Origin of the sequence: Cellulophaga sp. HaHaR_3_176 (genome assembly GCF_019021925.1) — a bacterium.
In the GTDB taxonomy this organism is placed as follows: domain Bacteria; phylum Bacteroidota; class Bacteroidia; order Flavobacteriales; family Flavobacteriaceae; genus Cellulophaga.
Window position 1 is genome coordinate 1,886,210 of sequence record NZ_CP058990.1, and the last position, 22,266, is coordinate 1,908,475.

Here is a 22,266-nt window from a genome sequence, read left to right on the forward strand (position 1 = left end):
AAAATGAAGATTGCATTATTTGGCTATGGCAAAATGGGTAAAATGATTGAAGAGTTAGCTACAAAAAAAAATCATACCATTATTGCTAAAATAAATGCCGATCAAACTGACATAGATTTTTCCAATATTGATGTTGCTATAGATTTCAGTCAGCCTTCTGCTGCCTTCAACAATATTAAATTATGTTTAGAAAACAACACTCCTATTATTTCAGGAACTACAGGTTGGTTAGATAAATATGACGATGCTGTTGCGCTTTGTAATGAGAATAATGGTGGTTTTATTTACGCTTCGAATTTTAGCTTAGGCGTTAATTTATTTTTTGAACTGAATGAATATTTAGCTAAAATGATGACAAACCTTAGAGATTATAACGTTTCTATGGAAGAAATACATCATACACAAAAACTAGATGCACCAAGTGGTACTGCAATTACTTTAGCTGAAGGTGTTATAAAAAACACATCATACACTGGCTGGAGTTTAGAAAACCCTAAAGAACACGAAATAAAAATCAACGCAGTTAGAGAAGGTCAAGTACCAGGCACACATATTGTAGATTATAAAAGTGATGTAGACAGTATAGAAATTAAACATACCGCAGATAATAGAGAGGGATTTGCTTTAGGGGCTATTGCTGCTGCCGAATGGTTAATTGGTAAACATGGTGTTTTTAACATGAAAGATGTTTTACACTTACGTTAAAAAAATTTAGTCTTAAAAATAAAGAAAAAGTAGAATGAACATATCACAGTGGTTAGTTTTTATCTTAATCATTCAAGTTATACATTTTGTAGGTACTTGGAAATTATACGTTAAAGCAGGAAGAAAAGCGTGGGAAGCGGCAATACCTGTTTATAATGCTATTGTTTTAATGCAAATTATTAACCGCCCAAAATGGTGGACAATTTTACTTTTTATTCCTATTATCAATCTCTTAATGTTTCCTGTTGTTTGGGTAGAAACAATTAGAAGTTTTGGAAAAAATACAACATTAGATTCGTGGCTTGTAATACTAACTTTTGGTTTTTACATCTACTATGTCAATTATGCTCTAGATGTAAAATACATAGAAGATCGCAGTTTACAGCCTAAAACTACGGTTGGAGAATGGATAAGCTCTATCGTATTTGCTGTGGTTGCAGCAAGTATCGTACACACCTATTTCGTACAACCATATGTTATACCTACAAGCTCGTTAGAGAAAACATTACTAGTAGGCGATTTCTTGTTCGTTAGTAAGTTTCATTATGGCGCTAGAGTACCGATGACAGTTGTTGCAGCACCAATGGTACATGATTCTTTACCAATCATTAAAACAAAATCATACATCGCAGATGTTAACCCTGAAACTTACAAAACATCTTGGAAAAACAAACTACGCCTTCCATATTTAAGATTCCCTGGTTTTAAAAAAGTAAAGAAAAATGATATTGTCGTTTTCAGCTGGCCAGCAGATACTGTTTATCAGTTTTATAAGAAAGATAATGGAGTTATTAAACCTATCGATAAAAAATCAAACTACGTAAAACGTTGTGTAGGTACACCTGGTGATTCACTTTCTGTTATAAATGGTGATGTTTATATTAATGGGAAAGAGCTTATCTTATCAGATCGTGCAAAACCACAGTTTATGCATGTTGTTACTGCTGATAAAGATATAGACAACCCAATTATCAAACTTCTTGGTCGTGATAACTATTCAGCAGGTGTTATAAGAATACCTAAAGAAGCATTATTACAAGATAAAGCTGATGAAGTACTGAAGACAAGGACATCTCTTGAAAAAATTAAAGAAGATGAGAAATACAATTATTACACAGGTGGCATAACTAGTCAAGCAGGAAACTTTTTAAAAGCTGAAAATGTTAGAAACATGGCCGTTTTTAATATGAGCATACAAGAAGCTAAAGAATTTGTTGGTAAATCTGGTATTTTAGAAATCGATAGGTTTAGTTATAATACACCAGGATCTGATGTTTTTCCTCAAAACAAAAACCTTACCGGTACGTCTGATAATTTTGGACCTATTTATTTACCACAAGCAGGCGAAACCATTAATTTAACTCTAGAAACATTACCATATTATAAAAAAATAATTAGAGATTACGAGGATCATACTTTAGATGTTTCTGGCAATCAAATTATAATTGATGGTCAGGTTACAAGCACATATACATTTAGACAAGGATATTATTGGATGATGGGTGACAATAGACACCGTTCAGAAGATAGTCGTGTTTGGGGTTATGTTCCTGAAGATCATATTGTAGGTACACCAATTTTCATCTGGTTTAGTGTAGATAATTTCACGCAAGGCATTGGCAATTGGAAAGTTCGTTGGGACAGAGTATTTACAACTGTTAATGGAGAAGGCGAACCGACATCATTCTTTAAATATTTTTTAATACTATTAGCTGGGTATTTTGCTTTTGATTATTTCAGAAAAAAGAAAAAAGCTAAAAACAACTAATTTATAGTTATGAGTGTTATAATGCATCCTGGGTATTTTTTAAACCTAACAAATTTTGCTGTAATAGCTCAAAAAGAAATTATTTGGGAAGTTTCTGGCAATTACCAAAAACAGAGTTATAGAAACCGATGTGATATTGCTAATGACAGAGGTCTACACACCTTAAGTATACCCGTTAAACACAACGGCAAAAGCAAAGATAGTAATGCATATGCTGATGTTAAAATAGACAACAAGTATGCTTGGCAACGCCAACATTGGAGAACTTTACAAACAGCATACCGAACATCTCCTTTTTTTGAGTTTTATGAAGATGAAATTTCTGTTTTATATACGCAAGAGTATGACAACCTATTAGATTTCAATTTAAAAACTATTGAAGTTATTTGTGACTGTTTACAAATGGAAATGCCAACAGGCAAAACAACCATATATCACAAGTCATTAAAAAAAGAAATAGAAGCGCGTCATTTAATAAGTGCTAAAAATAAAGTTAATGTAACTTTTGAGTCCTATGTTCAAGTATTTGGTGAAAGAAATGGGTTTATAGAAAACTTAAGTATTTTAGACTTGCTTTTTAACGAAGGTACAAATGCTTTAACTTATTTAGAAAGTATTGCAACAGATTTTATAGATGCTTAGGTTCACAATTCATTATGGTATTCATTTTCTAGTTCCCTTTTTAATAGGTTACTTTTTTTATACTGATAATAGACAAAAAGCTATTCTAATTTTATTGGCAGGTATATTAATAGATGTCGACCATTTATTTACTTCACCTATTTTCGTTTCTAATAGATGTAGTATTAACTTCCATTTTTTTCATCAATATTGGGCTATAGCGCTATATTTTTGCTTATTATTCTTTAAGAAAACAAGAATATTTGGCATTGCACTACTCTTACATATAATTGCAGATTATACAGACTGTTACCTAATGAGTTTTGAGTCGTAGAGAAGCCATTACAGGAAAATGATCAGAAAGCTTCTCTTTGTAGTTTTTATGAGCTATTACTTCAAAATCAGTATCCGTTAATATAAAATCAATCCGAACTGGATAGTATTCAAAATTATAAGTCTTACCATACCCAGAACCCTTTTCTTGAAAAGTATCTATTAAATCGCCTTCTTTTATTGTTTTATACACGTTTGAATATTGCGTACTATTAAAATCTCCACAAACAATTGTTTTATACTTTGTTGTTTTTCTGTGTTCAGAAACTATTCTCGCTTGTTCTTGTTGCTTTTTAAAGGTTTTAGATAATCGAGTATACAACTTTGAAGATTCTTCTCTAGCTAAAACCTCAGGGTTAGGAACCACTTGTAATGATTGTAAATGTAAGTTGTACACCCTAATCGTATCGTTTTTATAAGCAACATCTACAAAAGCCCCATCATTTGATGTCCCCGGAAAATCTAATAAACCTTTAGTTAAAAGTGGGTATTTTGAATAGATTCCTAATTTAACTTTGTTCTGATTTTTTATATACTCTATGTATTTGTATTTATAATTTTTAAAATCGTCACGCTTTAAATAGTTAAACTCTTGAAAACAAACTATATCAGGATTTTCTTCTGAAATTAGATCCTTAAGCCTTATAAAGTCATCATCTCGTTTACCGTGATTAATACCATGAAACCCCCTCACATTATAAGTCATAATTTTTAAATCACTTTCATTCACTTTTTTATCTGCAAAGCGAAGCATAAAAAAAGAGTTTAATGAAAAATAGCCAATAACAAGTATTATAAGAGAAAGCCATAGTTGCCTTTTTCTAAGCACCAACCAAACTAAAAGAAATAGAATGTTTAATAGAACTAACAAAGGTATACTCAAGCTAAAAATAGCAGCTACAGGCACCATATCTGTAGGTATATATGGTACAAGACAAGAAAGCAACAACAATACTCCAAAAAGTATATTGAATCTAAAAAAAAGCTTTTTTAAATACTTTAATAAACGCACAGACTATTCTTTTCCTACTTTAAACAAAAAATCTTTTTCTTCTTTGGATAAGCTTTCGTAACCAGATTTACTTATTTTATCTAGTATAGTATCTACTTTACGCTGGTGAGATTCCTCGTTATAATCAATTGATTTTTTAAGGTTCGATGTTCTTGGCTTACGATAAACAGTTTTTAGTGGTGCTTTTTTATTCTTTTTAAATAAATTACTTATAGCATCAAGCATATTTGAAAAGCCTTCACCAATGTCAGTACCCGAAGTAAGTTTACGTGCATAATAATACCCAATAAATGCACCGCCTAAATGTGATAAACGCCCACCTATATTAGAGCCTCCTCCAATTTGAACTAAATCTACCAATACAAAAAATACACCTATATGCCAAAGCTTTACATTAAAGAATATTACACGAATCTCTTGATTTGGAGTATATGTACAAATAAAAATCAGAACAGCAGTAACACCTGCTGAAGCACCTATTAAAGCATTGTTTTTCTCTAATAGCGCAGGAAATATATTATAACTTAAAAGGTATATTATACCTCCAAAAATTACACCTAAAAAATATACATTAATAAACTTACGCTCACTATACAGGTTCATAAAAATTCGGCCTGTAAAATAAAGCATCAACATATTCCAAAAAATATGACCTAAGCCTCCATGAAAAAAAGCATAAGTAACTATAGACCAAGGTTGCTGTATAAATGGTAAAAAACCTTGAGGCAACTCAAACCAATGAACTATAGTATTCAGATCACCACCAAATAAAGTACTAAAAAGCCTTGTCAGAACAAAAATAAGCACATTTAAGGCTATAATTTTTTCTGCAATATTTAAGCGCGAAAATTGATATTTTAAATCTGTTGCCATTTTAGTCCCACCTATTTTTATTAAATGAATTGTTCTTCCAGTACATCATCACTAAAAAACCAACCAACGCCCCACCTATGTGGGCCATATACGCTGTATTACTTGGGCTAAAAAATGATTGTCCCGTAAACGCAGAAATAACATCTAACAAAATAATACCTGGTATAAAAAACTTAGCTTTTATAGGTATAGGTAAAAATATCATCATCAGTTTCGCATTAGGGTTCATTACCCCAAAAGCTGCTAAAATTCCCATAATACAACCAGAAGCTCCAACCATAGAAGCATTGTATACTGGAAATATATCCTGTAATTGTAATTTTTGAGCATTTGTAACTCCCTCTAAAAGCTGATTACTTGTCAGCATTTGTGTAATCTGATCGGCATTTAAACCCGAACTAATCAAATCTGAAAAAGCAGGTAAATATGTAAAGTAATAATACCCTAATTGAAATAAAACAGCTCCGAAACCTGCCGAGAAATATAAAAACAAAAATTGCTTTTTACCTAAATATTGCTCAACTGCCGAACCAAACATCCATAAACCAATCATATTAAACAGAATATGCATTGTGCCACCATGCATAAACATGTGTGTTACAATCTGCCAAATTTGAAAATTTTCGTTTTTAGGAAACCACAGTGCAAACCATTGGTACATCTGATCTCCTAATATCTGAGTCGCTACAAAAAATAAAACATTAACAATTATTAAATGTTTTACTGCATCGGTTATTTTTACCATTTACATGAATTTTTTATCAATATCATCACCTGTAATAGTGATATATATTGGTTTATTAAACGGACTTATTTTGAATTCCTTACAAGCAAACAAATCGTTTACCAAGGCCATTTGAGAATCATTATCTAACTGTTCGCCTGTTTTTACCGCTAATGTTTTACATAATGTTTTCGAAACAATATCTGACTGCGAAAAACTATCTATTTGCACATCTAATTGATAATCAGATATTAATTGATCTAAAACCATACCTACTTCACTTTCCGGAACCAATAAAGGTACTCCCGAAATTTCAACCAATTCGTCTTCTATCTTATCAAAAGCAAAACCAAGTGTTTTTAAACTGTCGAGAATTTCTTCAATAATTACAATATCTGATTTAGAAAAAGATAGCGACAACGGGAATAATAATTGTTGACTCACGGCTTCTTTAATTGTAATATTCTTCAAGAAATTTTCATACAAAACTCTTTGGTGCGCCCTACTTTGGTCTATAACAATCATCCCTGATTTTATAGTTGTAACAATATATTTTCGCTTAAGCTGAAAGGTTGTTGCTACGTGGTCTAACGCTTTTTTAGAATCGTCGAAAATAGATCCTGTAATTGCTTCTGACTCGAAACTTACACTACTAAAATCAGATTCTTTACCAACTTTAGACTCTAGACCTACATACAAATTCTCCCACCCTTTTGTATTTGGTTTCTCGTATGAAGAACGATTTGTTCCACCGCCACCGCTACCAGATGATTTTGATGGACTAGCCATATCATGAGAAAAAGGGTTAAAAGTAGCATCGACTACTACTTTAGGTACTTCTGCTCCTTTACCTTTATAAGCATACGGAGTATCTAAATTTTGATCTTGCTCAAAATCTAAAGCAGGCACTACATTAAATTGCCCTAGTGCGTGTTTTATTGCTGAACGTAGTAAAGCATAAATAGTATGCTCATCGTCAAACTTAATTTCTGTTTTTGTTGGGTGTATATTTATATCAATAGAAGATGGATCTACATCTAAATATAAAAAATAACCAGGAAAATTACCTGGTTTTATAAGTCCCTCAAAAGCACTAACTACCGCATGGTGTAAATAAGCACTTTTTATAAATCTATTATTGACAAAAAAGAATTGTTCACCTCTACTCTTCTTTGAAAATTCTGGCTTTGTTATAAACCCTGTAATTTTAACTACCTGAGTTTCTTCTTCAACAGGTACTAATTTTTCATTTGTTTTACCACCAAAAACATTTACAATTCGCTGTCTGTAATTAGAGCTTGGTAAATTGAACAACTCACTCCCGTTATTATAAAAGTGAAATTGAATATTTGGGTGCGCTAATGCTACACGCTGAAACTCGTCTGTAATATGCCTAAACTCTACTTGAATAGATTTTAAAAAATTACGACGTGCAGGAATATTAAAGAATAAGTTTTTTACGCAAAGTGAAGTTCCTTTCGGTGTAACCGTAACATCTTGCGTAACAACTTTACTACCTTCTATTTTTAGTTGCACACCAACTTCATCTTCTTCTCTTTTTGTTAAAAGTTCGACATGTGCAATTGCGGCAATAGATGCTAAAGCTTCTCCTCTAAATCCTTTTGTATTTAAGCTGAATAAATCTTCAGCACTTTTTATTTTTGATGTTGCGTGGCGTTCAAAACTAAGCCTAGCATCGGTAGTACTCATACCAATACCATTATCTATAACTTGTATAAGTGCTTTACCGCCATCTTTTATAATTAATTTTATGGAGTCAGCACCTGCGTCAATAGCGTTTTCTAATAGTTCTTTTACTACAGAAGCTGGTCGCTGAACAACCTCACCTGCAGCAATTTGGTTTGCAACATGGTCCGGTAAAAGTTGAATTATATCAGCCATTAAAATCTTGTAAACATGGATAAATCAAAGTCAAAAAACCATAAGACGATTAAAAAAAGAACCGCAATAATGACTATCAACCGAAAGTTAATTTCTCTATTTCCTTTATTTCTACTCGCTTTTCGAGCATCACCCCAAGTACTCCTAAAATCGCCAGCGATTGGAGAGTTCTTGTACTTTGTAAATTTAGAATCGAACTTGTATGGGTTGTCTACACCCTCGTCTTCCATATAACGGGGCACATATTTAAAACTAGTATTCGTACGAAGTTTGAAGCCTTTTAATCTCAAGATAAAAAGTATTAGATTAGTATCAAAAGTACTGAAAATACAGCAGCCTACCTGATGCAGTATGCTAAAAATTGTTAACATTCAACACCAAACCTAGTAATGACTACTTTTCTATATTCTCTTTAGAAAAAAATATGTTTTGCTTAAAAGAAGTAATTAAGCTCCTAAAGCTGCCATTTTTATTGCAGCAATTGCAGCTTCAGTACCTTTATTACCATGCATACCTCCACTACGGTCTATTGCTTGTTGCAACGTATTGTCAGTTAATACACAGAAAATCACAGGTGTATCAGTCAAGATATTTAAATCTTTAATACCCTGAGCAGTAGCGCTACAAACAAAATCAAAATGTTTTGTTTCGCCTTGTATTACACTTCCGATAGCAATAACAGCATCAACATTTTGGGTTTTGATCATTTTTTTGCTGCCATATGTAAGCTCAAAACTACCTGGAACATCCCAACGGATAATATTCTCGTCTGTTGCTCCACAATCTAACAAAGCCTCTTTAGCTCCATTAAACAAACCTTCTGTTATTTCTGTATTCCATTCAGAAACAACAATCCCAAATCGAAAATTTTTCGCATTTGGGATTGTAGCTTTATCGTAAACCGATAAATTTTTATTGGCTGTTGCCATTTTTATTTATTTTTTGCCATTGCAATAAACACAGCTACAGTACCTGCTTCTGATGAGCTTGCAAATTCGTCCTTAATTCTTTCAAAATATTTTAATGCTGCATCTGCATCACCTAACTCTAACGCTGTAGCACCTGCTTTTTGTAAAAACATTGGTGTTGTAAAGTTATTTGCATTAGCCGCAACTGCCTTCTCGTAATAATCTAATGCATCTTCTGGCTGGTTCAATTGCATAAAAGCATCACCTATAGCTCCTTTTGCTAAAGCTCCAGTTAAAGCATCAGTAGCGGTATAATCACCTAAGTAATCAATAGCTTCTTGATATTTTTGAGTATTTAAGAAAGACATTCCTGCTGCATATGTTGCTAAGTTTGCATTCTTAGTACCTTTATAATTATCAATTACATCTACTAAACCGTATTTACCATTTGCTCCGTTTAAAGCCGTATTGTAAAGAGAGTCTTGTACTGTTGTATTTTGTTGTGCTTGATTGTAAGCCTGCATTGCATAAAACATTTCGTTTCCTGCCTCAGCCTCTTTAGGCTTACTTATAAACTGGTCAAAAGCTAAATACCCAAGTACACATATTGCGATAACTCCGATAACACCTAAAATATATTTTTGGTTTTTAGCAACCCACTCTTCTGATTTAGAAGCACTTTCTTCTAAAGTATTAAAAACCTCAGCTGTTGTACTTTCTTGTTCATTAAATTCGAACTCGTCTGTTTTATCTATTTGTGGTTCCTTTGCTTTATATCCGCGCTTCTTGTATGTAGCCATTATTTGGTTTTATTAATCGCGCAAAAATAAAGTTTTTATTGAAAATCGAAAGCTTCTTATTCGTTATTTTTCGATAATTTGCGCCTTCGTCTGCTATTCAATCTTAAAAATAGAGTTTTACAGAATGTTTCTGAAGAAATTATCACTCATAAATTACAAAAACTTTAGCTCGAAAAATTTTGATTTCGATGCTAAAATCAACTGTTTTGTTGGGCAAAACGGCATTGGCAAAACAAATATTTTAGATGCCATCTATCATTTATCATTTGGTAAAAGTTACTTTAACCCTATTGCTACGCAAAACATAAAACATGGCGAAGATTTTTTCGTAATTGAAGGGAATTTCGATAAAAACGAGCGTGAAGAGAAAATTGCGTGCAGTTTAAAAAAGGGAATGAAAAAAATTATCAAGAAAAATGGTAAAGCATATGACAAATTATCAGATCATATTGGTTTTTTACCTTTGGTAATTATTTCACCATCTGATAGAGATTTAATTACAGAAGGTAGCGATACTCGTCGTAAATTTATTGATGGTGTAATCTCACAGTCTGACAAGGAGTATTTACAAACTTTATTAAAGTATAACAAGATACTCAGCCAACGTAATTCACTTTTAAAATATTTTGCTGCCAACCATACTTTTGACAAAACAACACTTAGTGTTTATAATGAACAATTGAATGGGTATGGTACCGAAATATTCAACAAAAGGATTACCTTTTTAGAAACCTTTATTCCTATTTTTAAAGAGCAATACAAAGCTATTTCTGGTGGTAACGAAGAGGTTGATCTGGTATACGATAGCAAACTACAAAGTAGTGATCTGTTAAGCTTATTACAGCAAAATATTGATAAAGATAGAGCCTTGCAATACACGAGTGTTGGGGTACATAAAGACGATTTAAACTTTGACTTAGAAGAATACCCTATTAAAAAATTTGGGAGTCAAGGGCAACAAAAATCATTTTTAATAGCTTTAAAACTAGCACAGTTTCATTTTATAAAAAAACAAGCCAGTACAACGCCTATTTTATTGTTAGATGATGTTTTTGATAAGCTAGACGAAAATAGAGTAAGCCATATTATTCAATTGGTAAACGATGAACATTTCGGGCAATTGTTTATTAGTGACACACATGCCGATAGAACTGAAAATGTAGTTAAAACGATTCACCAATCTTATAAAATATTTAAATTATAATGCTTTTAAAGAAAACCGTATTTATTACACTCCTGCTACTAACATTTAGTTGTTCTGAAAAAATATCAGAAGATCAATTAGCGCTTTTAAACGGCTATTGGGAAATTGAAAAAGTTACTTTTTCTGATGGGCAAAAAAAAGAGTATACCGTTAATGAAAGTATCGATTTTATTAAAATAGAGAACCTAAAGGGATTCCGTAAAAAAATGAAGCCTACCTTTGATGGTACTTATATTACTAATGATACTGCCGAGCCTTTTACTATTTTTAAAAAAGAAGATCAATTTATAATACACTATAAGAGTGCTATTGATGAAAGATCTGAAACGATAAAAAGTATTTCTGAAACTAGTTTTTCAGTTATTAACACTGATAACATTACCTATACCTACAAAAAGTACGAACCTATAAATATTACAAAGTAATGGCGAAAAGACGTAGAGAGAATATCCCTTTAAGTGAAGCTTTGCAAGATTTTATAACCACCAATAAGCTACAAAAAGGTATTGATAAAGTAGATGCTCGCGAAGCTTGGGCAAACTTAATGGGTAATGGTGTAAATAATTACACTACGGCAATTGAGCTACGAGAAGGCACCTTATTTGTTTCGCTATCTTCTTCTGTATTACGACAAGAGCTAAGTCTTGGTAAATCTAAAATTATTAGTATGCTTAATGAAGAATTAGGTAAAGAAGTGGTGAAGAAGTTGGTGTTGCGATAGATTAAAAATTTAAAAAAAATGAAAGAGATAGAAGTTGTTGCTGCAATAATCTATTTTGAAGATAAGATTCTTTGTGTTCAAAGGCCTGAAAACAAATTGACTTATATATCCAAAAAATTTGAATTCCCTGGAGGCAAAGTAGAAAATGGGGAAACATTAAATAATGCATTGTATAGAGAATTAAAAGAAGAATTAAACTTCACACCAATCTCAATGGGTGAATTATATTTAACAGTTAATCATCAATATCCAGACTTTAAATTAATAATGCATGTTTTCAAATGCTTTTCTGATAAAAGTGAAATTCAGTTAAATGAACATGTTTCTTCTCAATGGCTCTCTTTAAAAAAATTAAAAAAATTAGATTGGGCAGCAGCAGATATTCCTATAGTTAATAGATTAATTGAGCATGGATAAAATATTTAATGATAATTTTAAAGAGAGCCTATTAACAGGGTTTATTGATAAGTCCTTAAAATCTGACGCTTTATACCAACCAGAACTCCTTGTCAATCGAAAAATCCCTAGGACGAAGGTATTATCGACAATACTAAAAGAATTAGAAGACTGCGAAAGTTTTTTTATATCTGTTGCTTTTGTTACAACAAGCGGTGTCGCAGCACTAATAAACACTTTTAAAACTCTGGAAGAAAAAGGTATAAAAGGAAAAATCCTTGTTTCTCAATACCTAAACTTCACACAACCCGAAGCGTTAAAAAGGCTTTTACAATTTCAAAATATAGAATTAAAAATAGTAACCAAAGAAAACTCACATTCAAAAGGTTATATTTTTAAGCACTCTGAATATTACAACTTAGTTATTGGAAGTAGTAATTTAACTTCATCCGCATTATCTACGAATAAAGAGTGGAATATGAAGGTTTCAGCAAGAAACTCAAGCTCCATAGTAGATAAAGTCATTAACGAATTTCAAGATGATTTTGAAATAGGTGAAATTGTAAATGAAGCTTATATTGAAAAATATGAAGAAATTTACAAAAAGCAATCTCTAGTATTTAAAAAAAGTGAAGAAGAACTATCTAAAGAACTCAATTTAAAAATAACTCCAAACTCTATGCAAACTGATGCATTAGAGAACTTAAAAAACTTAAGAAAAGATAGTAATAAAGCGCTTATAATCTCTGCAACAGGAACAGGTAAAACATACCTAGCTGCATTTGACGCCAAAGCTTTTAATCCTAAAAAACTTCTATTTGTTGTACATAGACAAAATATAGCAAAAAAAGCAATGATGACTTTTGAAACTATTTTCGGAAAGTCTAAAACAATGGGATTGTACTCCGGTAATCAAAGAGAATTAGATGCCGAATTTATTTTCTGTACTATTCAAACTCTGTCTAGAGAAAACCATTTATCAAAATTTGATAAAAGCGAATTTGATTATATCATTATCGATGAATCTCATCGTTCCGGAGCAGATTCATATATTAGATTAATAGATTATTTTAATCCAAGGTTTCTTCTTGGAATGACTGCAACACCTGATAGAACAGACGATAAAGATATTTATAGTTTATATGACCATAATATAGCTTATGAGATTAGATTAAGTAAAGCAATGGAAGAGAACATGCTTATTCCCTTTCATTATTATGGTGTCGCCGATTTATATATAAATGATAAAATTCATGAAAATAATTCAGATTTCAGGCTTTTAACTACCGATGAAAGAGTTAATAAAATTATTTCTAAAATTGAATTTTATGGCTCTGATAATGGAATAACAAGAGGTTTAATTTTTTGCTCCAAAAAAGCTGAGGCCAAAGAATTATCTGGTAAATTCAATCAAAAAGGATACAAGACAGTTGCTTTAGTTGGGGAGAGTTCGGAAGATGAGAGAACAAAAGCCATAAAGTTATTAGAAAGTGACGATTTAACAATTAAATTAGACTACATTTTTACTGTTGATATTTTTAATGAAGGAATTGATATACCAAAAATCAATCAAGTGATTATGATTCGTCCAACCCAATCAGCAATAATATTCATACAGCAATTAGGGCGCGGATTAAGAAAGACTAACAATAAGTATTATTTAACAATCATTGATTTTATTGGTAACTATAAAAACAATTATTTAATACCAATAGCATTATACGGAGACACTTCCTTCAATAAGGATAAAATAAGAAAGTTGATTTCAGAAGGAAGTAGTATGATTCCAGGAGAATCAACTATCAATTTTGATGAAATCACTAAAGAAAGAGTCTATGCTTCAATTGATTCTGCAAAGATGCAATTGTTAACTGATTTAAAAATGGATTACAATAATTTAAAAAGTAGAATCGGGCGTATTCCAATGATGATGGACTTTGTAAATAATGATTCAAGAGACCCTTATTTATATGTTAATCACTCAAAATCATATTTTAACTTTTTAACTAAAACCGAAAAAGATTTTAATTCAGATATAAGCGAAAAACAAATAAAACTATTAGAATTATTTTCAAAAGAAATAAATAATTCTAAACGAATAGAAGAGTCAATCATACTAAAAGAATCGATTATTTCTGAAAGTTTTAATACCGAAAAACTAAAAGCCAAAATCAAAAAAACCTATGGCTACAACATTTCAAAAGAAACTATTTCTTCTTGTGTTTCAAATATTAATTTTGAGTTCGTAAGAGAAAAAAAACAAGGAAAACTAATACCTGTTAGGGATATTTATAATTTGAATATTCTCAAAATAGAAAATGATATTTTCTCATTGCAAAATGAATTCAAGACACTTTTAAACGATTCTAATTTTAAAGATTTTTTATTAGACACAATAGAATATTCGCTTTATAATTTCAACAAAAACTTTGACACCAATAAATGGAATGATGGATTTCATTTATATAGAAAGTATTCAAGAAAAGATGTTTTTAGGATTTTAAATTTCACTGAAAATCCAGTTGCTCAAAATGTTGGCGGCTACTTAGTAAGTCCCGATAATAAATATTGTCCAATATTCGTAAATTATCACAAAGAAGAAGATATCTCTGAATCTACCAAATATGAAGACGAATTCGTGAACCAAAAGGAATTCGATTGGATGTCAAAATCAAATAGAAAAATAGAAAGTAAAGATGTTCAATCTATCCTTGGTAATAATGGAGCAATTCGACTTCCTCTTTTTATCAAAAAGAATAACGATGAAGGCACTGACTTCTACTACATGGGTGATATTAAACCTCAAAAGAAGAGCGTTGAACAAACAAAAATGAATAGTGATAGTGGGAAAAAAGTTTCTGTAGTTAAAATTCGTTTTGATTTAGAAAACCAAGTATCTGATTCTATGTATAAATATTTGGAAGAAAATCCAGATATAAAAACAAAACAAATGGTTAATCAACGGCCAATAGAAAACAAAGTTATTCAACTAAAGATTAATATACCAGAAAAAGAATCAATTCACACTATTCCTCTTTACAATTTTTACGCAGCAGCAGGTAGTTTTAGTGAAATGCAAGATGAAAAAGAATACAATCTAATTCCTGTACAGGAAAGATACTCCACAGATAATTATTTCGCTTGTAAAATAATTGGGGAATCAATGAATAAAATTATACCCAATAATTCAATATGCATATTCAAAAAAAATGTAACTGGTTCTCGTAGTGGTAAAATTTTATTAATAGAAAATAGCGATTCTTTCGACCCAGATTTTAATTCAGCCTTTACTGTAAAAACTTATTCAAGTGAAAAAACTATTACAGAAGAAGGTTGGCAACATAATACAATTATACTAAAAACTAACTCCCACGATACTAGTTTTAAAAGTATAATAATTAATGAGGACAACAGTAATCAAATGAGAGTTATAGGTGAGTTTGTAGAAGTTTTAAATCAAAAAAGGCCACTCATCACTGAGTAGCCTTTTTATATATTGCTATATTTTTTTACTAGAAAATCTCTCTTCCTGAAAAATGGAAAGCACCTTCAATAGCTGCATTCTCATCGCTATCAGAACCATGCACTGCATTTTCACCCATTGATGTAGCAAACATTTTACGGATAGTACCTTCTGCAGCTTCCGCTGGGTTAGTAGCACCAATAAGAGCTCTAAAATCTTCAACAGCGTTTTCTTTTTCTAAAACAGCAGCTACAATTGGTCCTCTTGTCATAAATTCAACCAATTCACCATAAAAAGGACGCTCACTATGTACTGCATAAAATGCCTGAGCATCTCTTTTGCTAAGCTGAGTTAACTTCATAGCTACAATCTTAAATCCAGCAGCAGTTATTTTGTCTAAAATAGCACCAATATGTCCGTTTTCAACAGCATCTGGCTTAAGCATTGTAAATGTTCTATTTGTTGTCATTTTCTTAAATTTTGTGCAAAAGTACTACTTTTAATACATCTTACAATTAATAAATTAAAATTGATGGTTACTTAACATTACATATTTAAATTTTACAAGCTGTTACTACTAATACTCTTGTTCTAAACTGTTTAACAATTCTCCGTTATCTCCTACAATTTTAAAAACAACTTTTTTATCTCTAAAATTAAAATCTAAAGTACCAAAACTTACCGTTGCCGTCACCTCTCCTACCCTATATGGGTTTGTTTCACCCGAGTATGCTGAATAAGAATGCGTAAGTCCGCTACTCGTAAAATCTATTAATGGGTATGCTAACGCCTCTACTTTTGTCTTCGAGAATTCTGAAATATGGCGATCGCCTGACAATATCATCACCCCTTTTGCCTTAGAGTCTGCTATCATTTTTTCTAGCTTATCAACTTCATGCGGAAAATTACCCCAAGTTTCAAAACCATGCTCGTTTGACAGTATTTGTATACTACTAACAATTACATTAAAATCGGCATCACTAGTCTCTAATTCATTCTCTAACCAATGCCATTGTGTTTCTCCTAAAACGCTGCCCTTGCCATAGGCATTTGGTTTGTTTCGCTTTTTTGTTTCTGTATCTTTAGTAAGTGCTGTTCTAAAATACCGGGTATCTAAAACAATTACTTTAATAGTATTTGTATCTACTTTATAAGTATGCACAGCATAAACACCTTCTTGCGATCGCCTTGGACTGTCTTTAGCTACACCCATAAAATTTAAAAACTCTTCTTGGCTGCTTTTTTTCGATTTATATTCTACTCCACCATCATTTAAGCCATAATCATGATCATCCCAAGTACCAATTACAGGAACCTTATTTTTTAATGCCACATAACCTGATACTAGGTTTTGTTTTTCATAGGTTGCTCTTAATACTTTCATGTTATTTGTATCCGCATAAATAATATCGCCACCCCAAATCCATACGTCTGGGTTTGTATTTAAAACATCATCCCATAAAACATTATCTACATTATGCTTATTGCATGAACCAAAAGCAATAGTAAAATCAGCATGTATTAAAGAATCTTTTTTATTACTTTCTACCTGAGAAAAGCTTAAAAAAGAACTCAAAAACAATACTACACTACCTAAAACACCAAAAAACTTCATTTATCTAATTTTATCGACAGTTACAAAAATAGTATTTTCAAAGTTATGACTATGCTATAAAATAGTATCTTTGCAGGCATGAATTTAAAGGACATTGAACACGTTAAAGAGCTATTGAATACACCCCAAAAAATAGCTATTATTCCTCATAAAAACCCAGATGGAGATGCGATTGGCTCTACACTAGGTTTACAACACTACCTTAGAAGTTTAGGGCAAGATGCTGTAATTGTAAGCCCTAATGATTCGCCTAAATTTTTGAAGTGGTTGCCTGGTTGTGAAACCATTCTTAATTTCGAAAAAGAAAACTCTCAGGCACAAAAAGCATTACAAGAAGCTACTCTAATTTTTACTTTAGATTTTAATCATTTAGGTAGAGTTGGTCAAATGCAATCTTTTTTAGAAGAAGCTACGGCTAAATTTATAATGATCGACCACCATCAAGAACCATCAGACTATGCTATTGTAACCTATTCTGATGTTACTATGAGTTCTACATGCGAAATGGTGTATAATTTTATCGATTACTTAGGTGATACTGATAAAATTACAGCTGATATTGCAAATTGCCTATACACTGGTATTATGACAGATACTGGGTCTTTCAGGTTTAGATCGACAACTAGTAAAACACATAAAATTGTTGCTGAACTTATTGAAAAAGGAGCTGATAATACTCAAATACACAGTAACGTTTACAATACAAACACACCAAGCAGGTTACACTTACTAGGCTGTGCGCTTAAAAACATGGTGATTTTAGAAGAATACAATACTGCTTACATAACTTTAAGTCAAGAAGAATTAGATACGTATAAATTTCAAAAAGGAGATACCGAAGGTTTTGTAAACTACTGTTTAACTTTAGATGGTATACGTTTTGCTGCTATATTTATTGAAAATAAAGAAGAAGGTATTATTAAAATATCATTAAGGTCTGAAGGTGATTTTTCTGTAAATGAATTTTCAAGACTCTATTTTCAAGGTGGTGGGCATAATAATGCCGCTGGAGGAAAAAGTGATGTTTCATTAGAAGAAACTGCAGCGTATTTTGTAAACTTGCTACCGAACCATAAAAATGACTTAGTAAAGTAATGAGATATCTAATTTATTTTATCGCCGCAATTTTTCTTTGCAGTTGTGAAGGGCCAAAAGCTAGAAAGCCAATACGAACCTCATCTCCACAACTGATCAAATCTACAGTAGAACGAAATAAGGAATTGTTAGATATAGAAATGCAAATTATAAGTGCATTAGTAAAAAATGACTCTATTAATACATATACCGCGTCAACCACCGGATCATGGTATTATTATGAAGTTAAAAATGATACTGCAACCTACACGCCAAAAGTTGAAGATGTTGTTACGCTTACCTATAATATTATGACCTTAACTAACGATACCATTTATTCTGCTAAAGAAATTGGTGTTCAAGATATATTGGTAAACAAGCCAAGTCTTTTTAAAGGTTTACGAAATACCTTTACCTTATTAAAAGAAAACGAAAAGGCTACTTTTATATTCCCATCTTCATTAGCATTTGGCTACCATGGCGATGATAATAAAATTGAGCCAAATACCCCTATTAAATCATCTATAGAAATTATTAAAATCAAAAAAAGTAATTAAAAATGAAACATTTTTTTAGTGTATGCCTTATAACTATTGCATTATTATCTAGTTGTAAATCGAGTAAAACAGCTGACCTTGGCGATGGAATTTTCGCTGACATACAAACAACAGAAGGTGATATTATTGTAAAATTAGAGTTTGAAAAAACACCCGTAACAGTTGCCAACTTTGTATCGTTAGCTGAAGGTAAAAACCCATTTGTTACTGATAGCTTAAAAGGAAAAAGATATTATGATGGTATTATTTTTCATAGAGTTATAAAAGACTTTATGATACAAGGTGGTGACCCAACAGGTACAGGATCAGGAACACCAGGATACCGTTTTGAAGATGAAATCGTAGATTCTCTTGTTCATGATAAAAAAGGTATTTTATCTATGGCTAATGCTGGTCCAAAAACTAACGGTAGTCAATTTTTTATCACACATAAAGAAACTCCTTTTTTAAACGGTAGACATACTGTTTTTGGTGAAGTTGTTTATGGCTTAGATGTTGTTGATACTATAGCAAATGTAAAGACGCTTGCGCAAGACAAGCCTGAGGTTGATGTTGTAATGAATAAAGTTGAAATTATCAGAAATGGTAAAGCTGCTAGAAAATTTGATGCAGAAGCTATAATGACTAAGTATTTTGAAGAAGAGGAGCTTAAAGAAAAAGAACAGGCAAGGTTAGAAGCTGAACGTGCTGAAAAAATAAAAGCAGCAAAAGATGAGTTTGCTATTGCTATTGTTCAACAAAAGAAAGCTGCTAAAACACTTGCTTCTGGTTTAAAGATTTTTACACTTGAAAAAGGTAGTAATGAAAAAGCTAAAGTAGGCCAAACAGTAAACCTTTACTATGCTGGTTATTTTGAAGATGGAAATTTATTTGACAGTAATAAAGAAGAAGTTTCTCAATTATATGGCAAATTTAATCAAAATAGAAAAAACCAAGGTGGCTACGGAACTATGCCTATGGAAGTAAGTATGGATGCACCTGTAATTGCTGGTTTTAAAGAAGGAGTCATGAATATGAACGTTGGCGAAAAAGCACGTTTATTCATTCCTGCTCATTTAGCATACGGAGAATCTGGAAGAGGTCCTATACCTGCTAATTCAGATTTAATATTTGATCTTGAAATTACAGGTATTACTGAATAACATTTAGCAGACCTAACAAAACAAAAAACACCTGCTAAATGCAGGTGTTTTTATTTGCAGTACTTTATATCAAGAGAATGTCTCTAAATAAAAAACTTCCATTTTGAAAATATCAAAATGGAAGTTTTTTTATACCATTAATAATCTAGTTGTTTTTCGCATCTTCTTTATCAGCCCATTCTTTTGCTCTTTCTGAACGTTTAGCAGAACCAGGGTGTGATGATGTAAGTGAACCTTTTCCTCCATCAGCACTTAAATCTGCTAACTTTTGAAAAGCACCTTCCATACCATGGTAATTCAAATCGTTACGAACCATAAATTCAAAACCGTATTTATCAGATTCTGATTCGTTAGTTTGTGAAAATTGTGCATTCAATACGTTTTCAACAAAACCACCAATTTCATTATCTGCTAAAACCTGACCGGCATTTGTATTTGCCGAAGCTAAATCTTTAGCTGCAGATATTTTATATGCAGTTTTATAACGCTCTTTAGAGTGCCCTAATTTAACGTGACCTATTTCATGACCGATAACACTTAATATTTCATCATCTGTCATTAAATCCATTAAACCAGCCATTACACGAACGCTACCATCTGGTGTAGCAAAAGCATTTACATCGGTAACTAAATACACTTTAAAATTTAGCGCTAAACCATCTTCGTTTTCAAAATCCGAAACTAATTTAGTTAAACGATCTCCGTAAGGATCACCAGCTTCTGCAATAGGGTTGTTTTCATCCATCCAAATAACAGATTGTAATGAAAGTGCTGCCATATCATCATCAGAAAGTGTTGCTGCTTTTATCAATTTTTCACCAGCATCAACATTTCCTTTTTTTAATAATTTTCCAAATTGGGCATTCGCTCCTAGCGATGCCATTACAAGTAATAAAGTCAAACTAATTTTTTTCATGATAGTGTTTTAAAAAATTTGAACTAAAATACTTATAAAATTTGTAATCTATATCTCTTTATTCTGGGATATTTTTTAAAATATCTAATGTAAATTTCCAAAATTTTTGAACAGAAGAAATACTAACCCTCTCATCTGGAGAGTGTGCTCCTTTTATTGTTGGTCCATAACTTATCATATCTATATTAGGATAATTCTGACCTAAAATTCCACATTCTAATCCTGCATGGCAAGCAACTACCTTAGGTTCTTCATTAAAAACTTTTTTATATTGCTCTTTTAAAACTACTAGAATTTTAGAATCTGGATTGGGGTTCCATCCAGGATACTGGCCGGTAAACTCAACATCGCAACCTGCAAGCTCAAAAGTAGCACGTAAGGTATTTGCTAAATCCATTTTTGCTGATTCTACAGAAGAACGTGTTAAACAACCAATTTTAATTTTACCTTCTTTTACTTGTACACGTGCTATGTTGTTTGATGTTTCAACCAAATCATTCATTGTTGCACTCATACCAAAAACGCCATTATGCGCAGCATATAACCCTTTTAATAATTTTTCTTGCGCACCAAGTCCCATAACAACTTTTGGCTTTTTAGTAGCCTCTAGCGTAATGTTTAAATTAGGTTCTGTAACCTTACTTTCTCTTTTAATTACAGCCACCCAGTCATGAAAATTATTAATAAAAGATTCTTCTTGAGATTTATCTAAAACGATGGTCGCAAAACTCTCTCTTGGTATTGCATTACGTAAACTACCTCCATTTATTTCAGCAATTCTAATCGTAAATTTCTCTGTACTATTATAAAGTACTCTATTCATAATTTTGTTAGCATTACCTAAACCTCTATGAATATCCATTCCACTATGTCCTCCTGAAAGTCCTTTTACTTCTATTTTAAAAGCAACAATACCTCTAGGTACAGGTTTTTCGCTATAGGAACGTTTTGCAGTTACATCTACACCACCAGCACAGCCGATATCTATTTCATCATCCTCTTCAGTATCTAAGTTTAAAAGAATTTGCCCTCTTAAAAGCCCGCCTTTTAAACCTTGTGCTCCTGTCATTCCTGTTTCTTCATCTATAGTAAATAAAGCTTCAAGAGCAGGGTGCGGAATATCTTTACTTTCTAAAAGTGCCATAATAGTAGCTACTCCCATTCCGTTATCTGCACCTAACGTAGTTCCGTTGGCCTTAACCCAGTCATTATCTACAAACATCTCGATACCTTGCGTATCGAAATCGAAATCTGTTTCACTATTTTTTTGATGAACCATATCTAAATGAGACTGTAATGTCACCATTTTTCTATTCTCGTAGCCTTTAGTTGCTTGCTTTCTGATGATTACATTACCGACCTCATCTTTAAAAGTCTCTAAATGTAAAGCTTCTCCAAAATCGACCATAAATTGAATAACACGTTCTTCTTTTTTTGAAGGTCGTGGAACTGCATTTAAATCTGCAAACTTATTCCAAATTGCTTTAGGCTCTAATTGTCTTACTTCTTTACTCATAAAATTTTATAAATCT

The 22,266-nt window shown here is 31.8% G+C and carries 23 protein-coding genes; 12 read left to right on the top strand and 11 right to left on the bottom strand.

Annotated features, from left to right (window positions below; genetic code table 11):
* The first annotated feature begins 3 nt into the window (after positions 1 to 3).
* Genes dapB through H0I23_RS16785 form a run of 4 tightly spaced genes read left to right on the top strand, consistent with a single transcriptional unit; the run spans position 4 to position 3,428 of the window.
* Entirely contained in the window at positions 4 to 705 is a 702-nt protein-coding gene (gene dapB, locus H0I23_RS08260; protein WP_216785981.1) for a 4-hydroxy-tetrahydrodipicolinate reductase, read from the top strand.
* A gap of 34 nt (positions 706 to 739) precedes the next feature.
* Positions 740 to 2,473: a signal peptidase I gene (lepB, locus tag H0I23_RS08265; protein WP_216785982.1), complete on the top strand. Its 1,734-nt coding sequence runs from the start codon at positions 740 to 742 to the stop codon at positions 2,471 to 2,473.
* Between the two features lie 9 nt (positions 2,474 to 2,482).
* Complete coding sequence (locus H0I23_RS08270) at positions 2,483 to 3,115, top strand: WbqC family protein (RefSeq protein WP_216785983.1); 633 nt, start codon at positions 2,483 to 2,485, stop codon at positions 3,113 to 3,115.
* The gene (locus H0I23_RS16785) at positions 3,108 to 3,428 is read left to right on the top strand and encodes a DUF6122 family protein (RefSeq protein ID WP_254073674.1); all 321 of its coding nucleotides are present in this window, start codon (positions 3,108 to 3,110) and stop codon (positions 3,426 to 3,428) included. The genes H0I23_RS08270 and H0I23_RS16785 overlap by 8 nt, the downstream gene beginning before the upstream one ends.
* Here the strand turns inward: H0I23_RS16785 and H0I23_RS08275 are convergent.
* From H0I23_RS08275 to H0I23_RS08305, 7 genes are all read right to left on the bottom strand, one after another.
* Positions 3,408 to 4,439: an endonuclease/exonuclease/phosphatase family protein gene (locus H0I23_RS08275; RefSeq protein ID WP_216785984.1), complete on the bottom strand. Its 1,032-nt coding sequence runs from the start codon at positions 4,437 to 4,439 to the stop codon at positions 3,408 to 3,410. The two genes, H0I23_RS16785 and H0I23_RS08275, sit on opposite strands and share 21 nt — an antisense overlap.
* Before the next feature lie 3 nt (positions 4,440 to 4,442).
* Entirely contained in the window at positions 4,443 to 5,312 is an 870-nt protein-coding gene (locus H0I23_RS08280) for a rhomboid family intramembrane serine protease (protein ID WP_216785985.1), read from the bottom strand.
* Position 5,313: 1 nt separating this feature from the next.
* Positions 5,314 to 6,057 carry a rhomboid family intramembrane serine protease gene (locus H0I23_RS08285; RefSeq protein WP_216785986.1) on the bottom strand — a complete coding sequence of 248 codons (744 nt, stop codon included), beginning with the start codon at positions 6,055 to 6,057 and terminating at the stop codon, positions 5,314 to 5,316.
* Positions 6,058 to 7,938: a DNA mismatch repair endonuclease MutL gene (gene mutL, locus H0I23_RS08290; RefSeq protein ID WP_216785987.1), complete on the bottom strand. Its 1,881-nt coding sequence runs from the start codon at positions 7,936 to 7,938 to the stop codon at positions 6,058 to 6,060.
* The gene (locus H0I23_RS08295) at positions 7,938 to 8,168 is read right to left on the bottom strand and encodes a hypothetical protein (RefSeq protein ID WP_371736665.1); all 231 of its coding nucleotides are present in this window, start codon (positions 8,166 to 8,168) and stop codon (positions 7,938 to 7,940) included. Before H0I23_RS08295 ends, mutL begins: the two co-directional genes overlap by 1 nt.
* Positions 8,169 to 8,384: 216 nt before the next feature.
* Positions 8,385 to 8,867, bottom strand: a complete 483-nt coding sequence (ribH, locus tag H0I23_RS08300) for a 6,7-dimethyl-8-ribityllumazine synthase (RefSeq protein WP_216785988.1) — start codon at positions 8,865 to 8,867, stop codon at positions 8,385 to 8,387.
* A 2-nt stretch (positions 8,868 to 8,869) separates the two neighbouring features.
* Positions 8,870 to 9,646: a tol-pal system YbgF family protein gene (locus H0I23_RS08305; RefSeq protein WP_216785989.1), complete on the bottom strand. Its 777-nt coding sequence runs from the start codon at positions 9,644 to 9,646 to the stop codon at positions 8,870 to 8,872.
* A gap of 124 nt (positions 9,647 to 9,770) precedes the next feature.
* Here H0I23_RS08305 and H0I23_RS08310 point away from each other — a divergent pair, with 124 nt between their 5' ends.
* Genes H0I23_RS08310 through H0I23_RS08330 form a run of 5 tightly spaced genes read left to right on the top strand, consistent with a single transcriptional unit; the run spans position 9,771 to position 15,451 of the window.
* Entirely contained in the window at positions 9,771 to 10,850 is a 1,080-nt protein-coding gene (locus tag H0I23_RS08310; protein ID WP_216785990.1) for a DNA replication/repair protein RecF, read from the top strand.
* Positions 10,850 to 11,275: a hypothetical protein gene (locus tag H0I23_RS08315; protein WP_216785991.1), complete on the top strand. Its 426-nt coding sequence runs from the start codon at positions 10,850 to 10,852 to the stop codon at positions 11,273 to 11,275. The genes H0I23_RS08310 and H0I23_RS08315 overlap by 1 nt, the downstream gene beginning before the upstream one ends.
* Positions 11,275 to 11,571 carry a DUF721 domain-containing protein gene (locus tag H0I23_RS08320; protein WP_216785992.1) on the top strand — a complete coding sequence of 99 codons (297 nt, stop codon included), beginning with the start codon at positions 11,275 to 11,277 and terminating at the stop codon, positions 11,569 to 11,571. Before H0I23_RS08315 ends, H0I23_RS08320 begins: the two co-directional genes overlap by 1 nt.
* Before the next feature lie 18 nt (positions 11,572 to 11,589).
* Positions 11,590 to 11,988 carry a (deoxy)nucleoside triphosphate pyrophosphohydrolase gene (locus tag H0I23_RS08325; protein ID WP_216785993.1) on the top strand — a complete coding sequence of 133 codons (399 nt, stop codon included), beginning with the start codon at positions 11,590 to 11,592 and terminating at the stop codon, positions 11,986 to 11,988.
* A complete protein-coding gene (locus H0I23_RS08330) occupies positions 11,981 to 15,451 on the top strand; it encodes a DEAD/DEAH box helicase (protein ID WP_216785994.1) in 3,471 nt (1,156 codons plus the stop codon). Before H0I23_RS08325 ends, H0I23_RS08330 begins: the two co-directional genes overlap by 8 nt.
* A gap of 28 nt (positions 15,452 to 15,479) precedes the next feature.
* Here the strand turns inward: H0I23_RS08330 and H0I23_RS08335 are convergent, their stop codons facing one another.
* Together H0I23_RS08335 and H0I23_RS08340 are read right to left on the bottom strand one after the other, a co-directional pair.
* Positions 15,480 to 15,899, bottom strand: coding sequence for a nucleoside-diphosphate kinase (locus H0I23_RS08335; protein ID WP_216785995.1), 420 nt, complete (start codon positions 15,897 to 15,899; stop codon positions 15,480 to 15,482).
* Positions 15,900 to 16,007: 108 nt separating this feature from the next.
* Positions 16,008 to 17,045, bottom strand: coding sequence for an alkaline phosphatase D family protein (locus tag H0I23_RS08340; protein ID WP_216782775.1), 1,038 nt, complete (start codon positions 17,043 to 17,045; stop codon positions 16,008 to 16,010).
* A 78-nt stretch (positions 17,046 to 17,123) separates the two neighbouring features.
* Here H0I23_RS08340 and H0I23_RS08345 point away from each other — a divergent pair, with 78 nt between their 5' ends.
* The 3 genes from H0I23_RS08345 to H0I23_RS08355 are packed head-to-tail and all read left to right on the top strand — an operon-like array spanning position 17,124 to position 19,818.
* Positions 17,124 to 18,140, top strand: a complete 1,017-nt coding sequence (locus H0I23_RS08345; protein ID WP_216782776.1) for a bifunctional oligoribonuclease/PAP phosphatase NrnA — start codon at positions 17,124 to 17,126, stop codon at positions 18,138 to 18,140.
* Positions 18,140 to 18,676 carry a gliding motility-associated peptidyl-prolyl isomerase GldI gene (gene gldI, locus H0I23_RS08350; protein ID WP_216782777.1) on the top strand — a complete coding sequence of 179 codons (537 nt, stop codon included), beginning with the start codon at positions 18,140 to 18,142 and terminating at the stop codon, positions 18,674 to 18,676. Before H0I23_RS08345 ends, gldI begins: the two co-directional genes overlap by 1 nt.
* A 2-nt stretch (positions 18,677 to 18,678) precedes the next feature.
* Positions 18,679 to 19,818: a peptidylprolyl isomerase gene (locus H0I23_RS08355; protein ID WP_216782778.1), complete on the top strand. Its 1,140-nt coding sequence runs from the start codon at positions 18,679 to 18,681 to the stop codon at positions 19,816 to 19,818.
* A 145-nt stretch (positions 19,819 to 19,963) separates the two neighbouring features.
* Here H0I23_RS08355 and H0I23_RS08360 read toward each other — a convergent pair whose 3' ends face one another.
* Positions 19,964 to 20,734, bottom strand: coding sequence for a M48 family metallopeptidase (locus tag H0I23_RS08360; protein WP_216782779.1), 771 nt, complete (start codon positions 20,732 to 20,734; stop codon positions 19,964 to 19,966).
* 58 nt (positions 20,735 to 20,792) lie between these two features.
* A complete protein-coding gene (locus H0I23_RS08365) occupies positions 20,793 to 22,250 on the bottom strand; it encodes an aminoacyl-histidine dipeptidase (RefSeq protein ID WP_216782780.1) in 1,458 nt (485 codons plus the stop codon).
* Between the last annotated feature and the right edge of the window lie 16 nt (positions 22,251 to 22,266).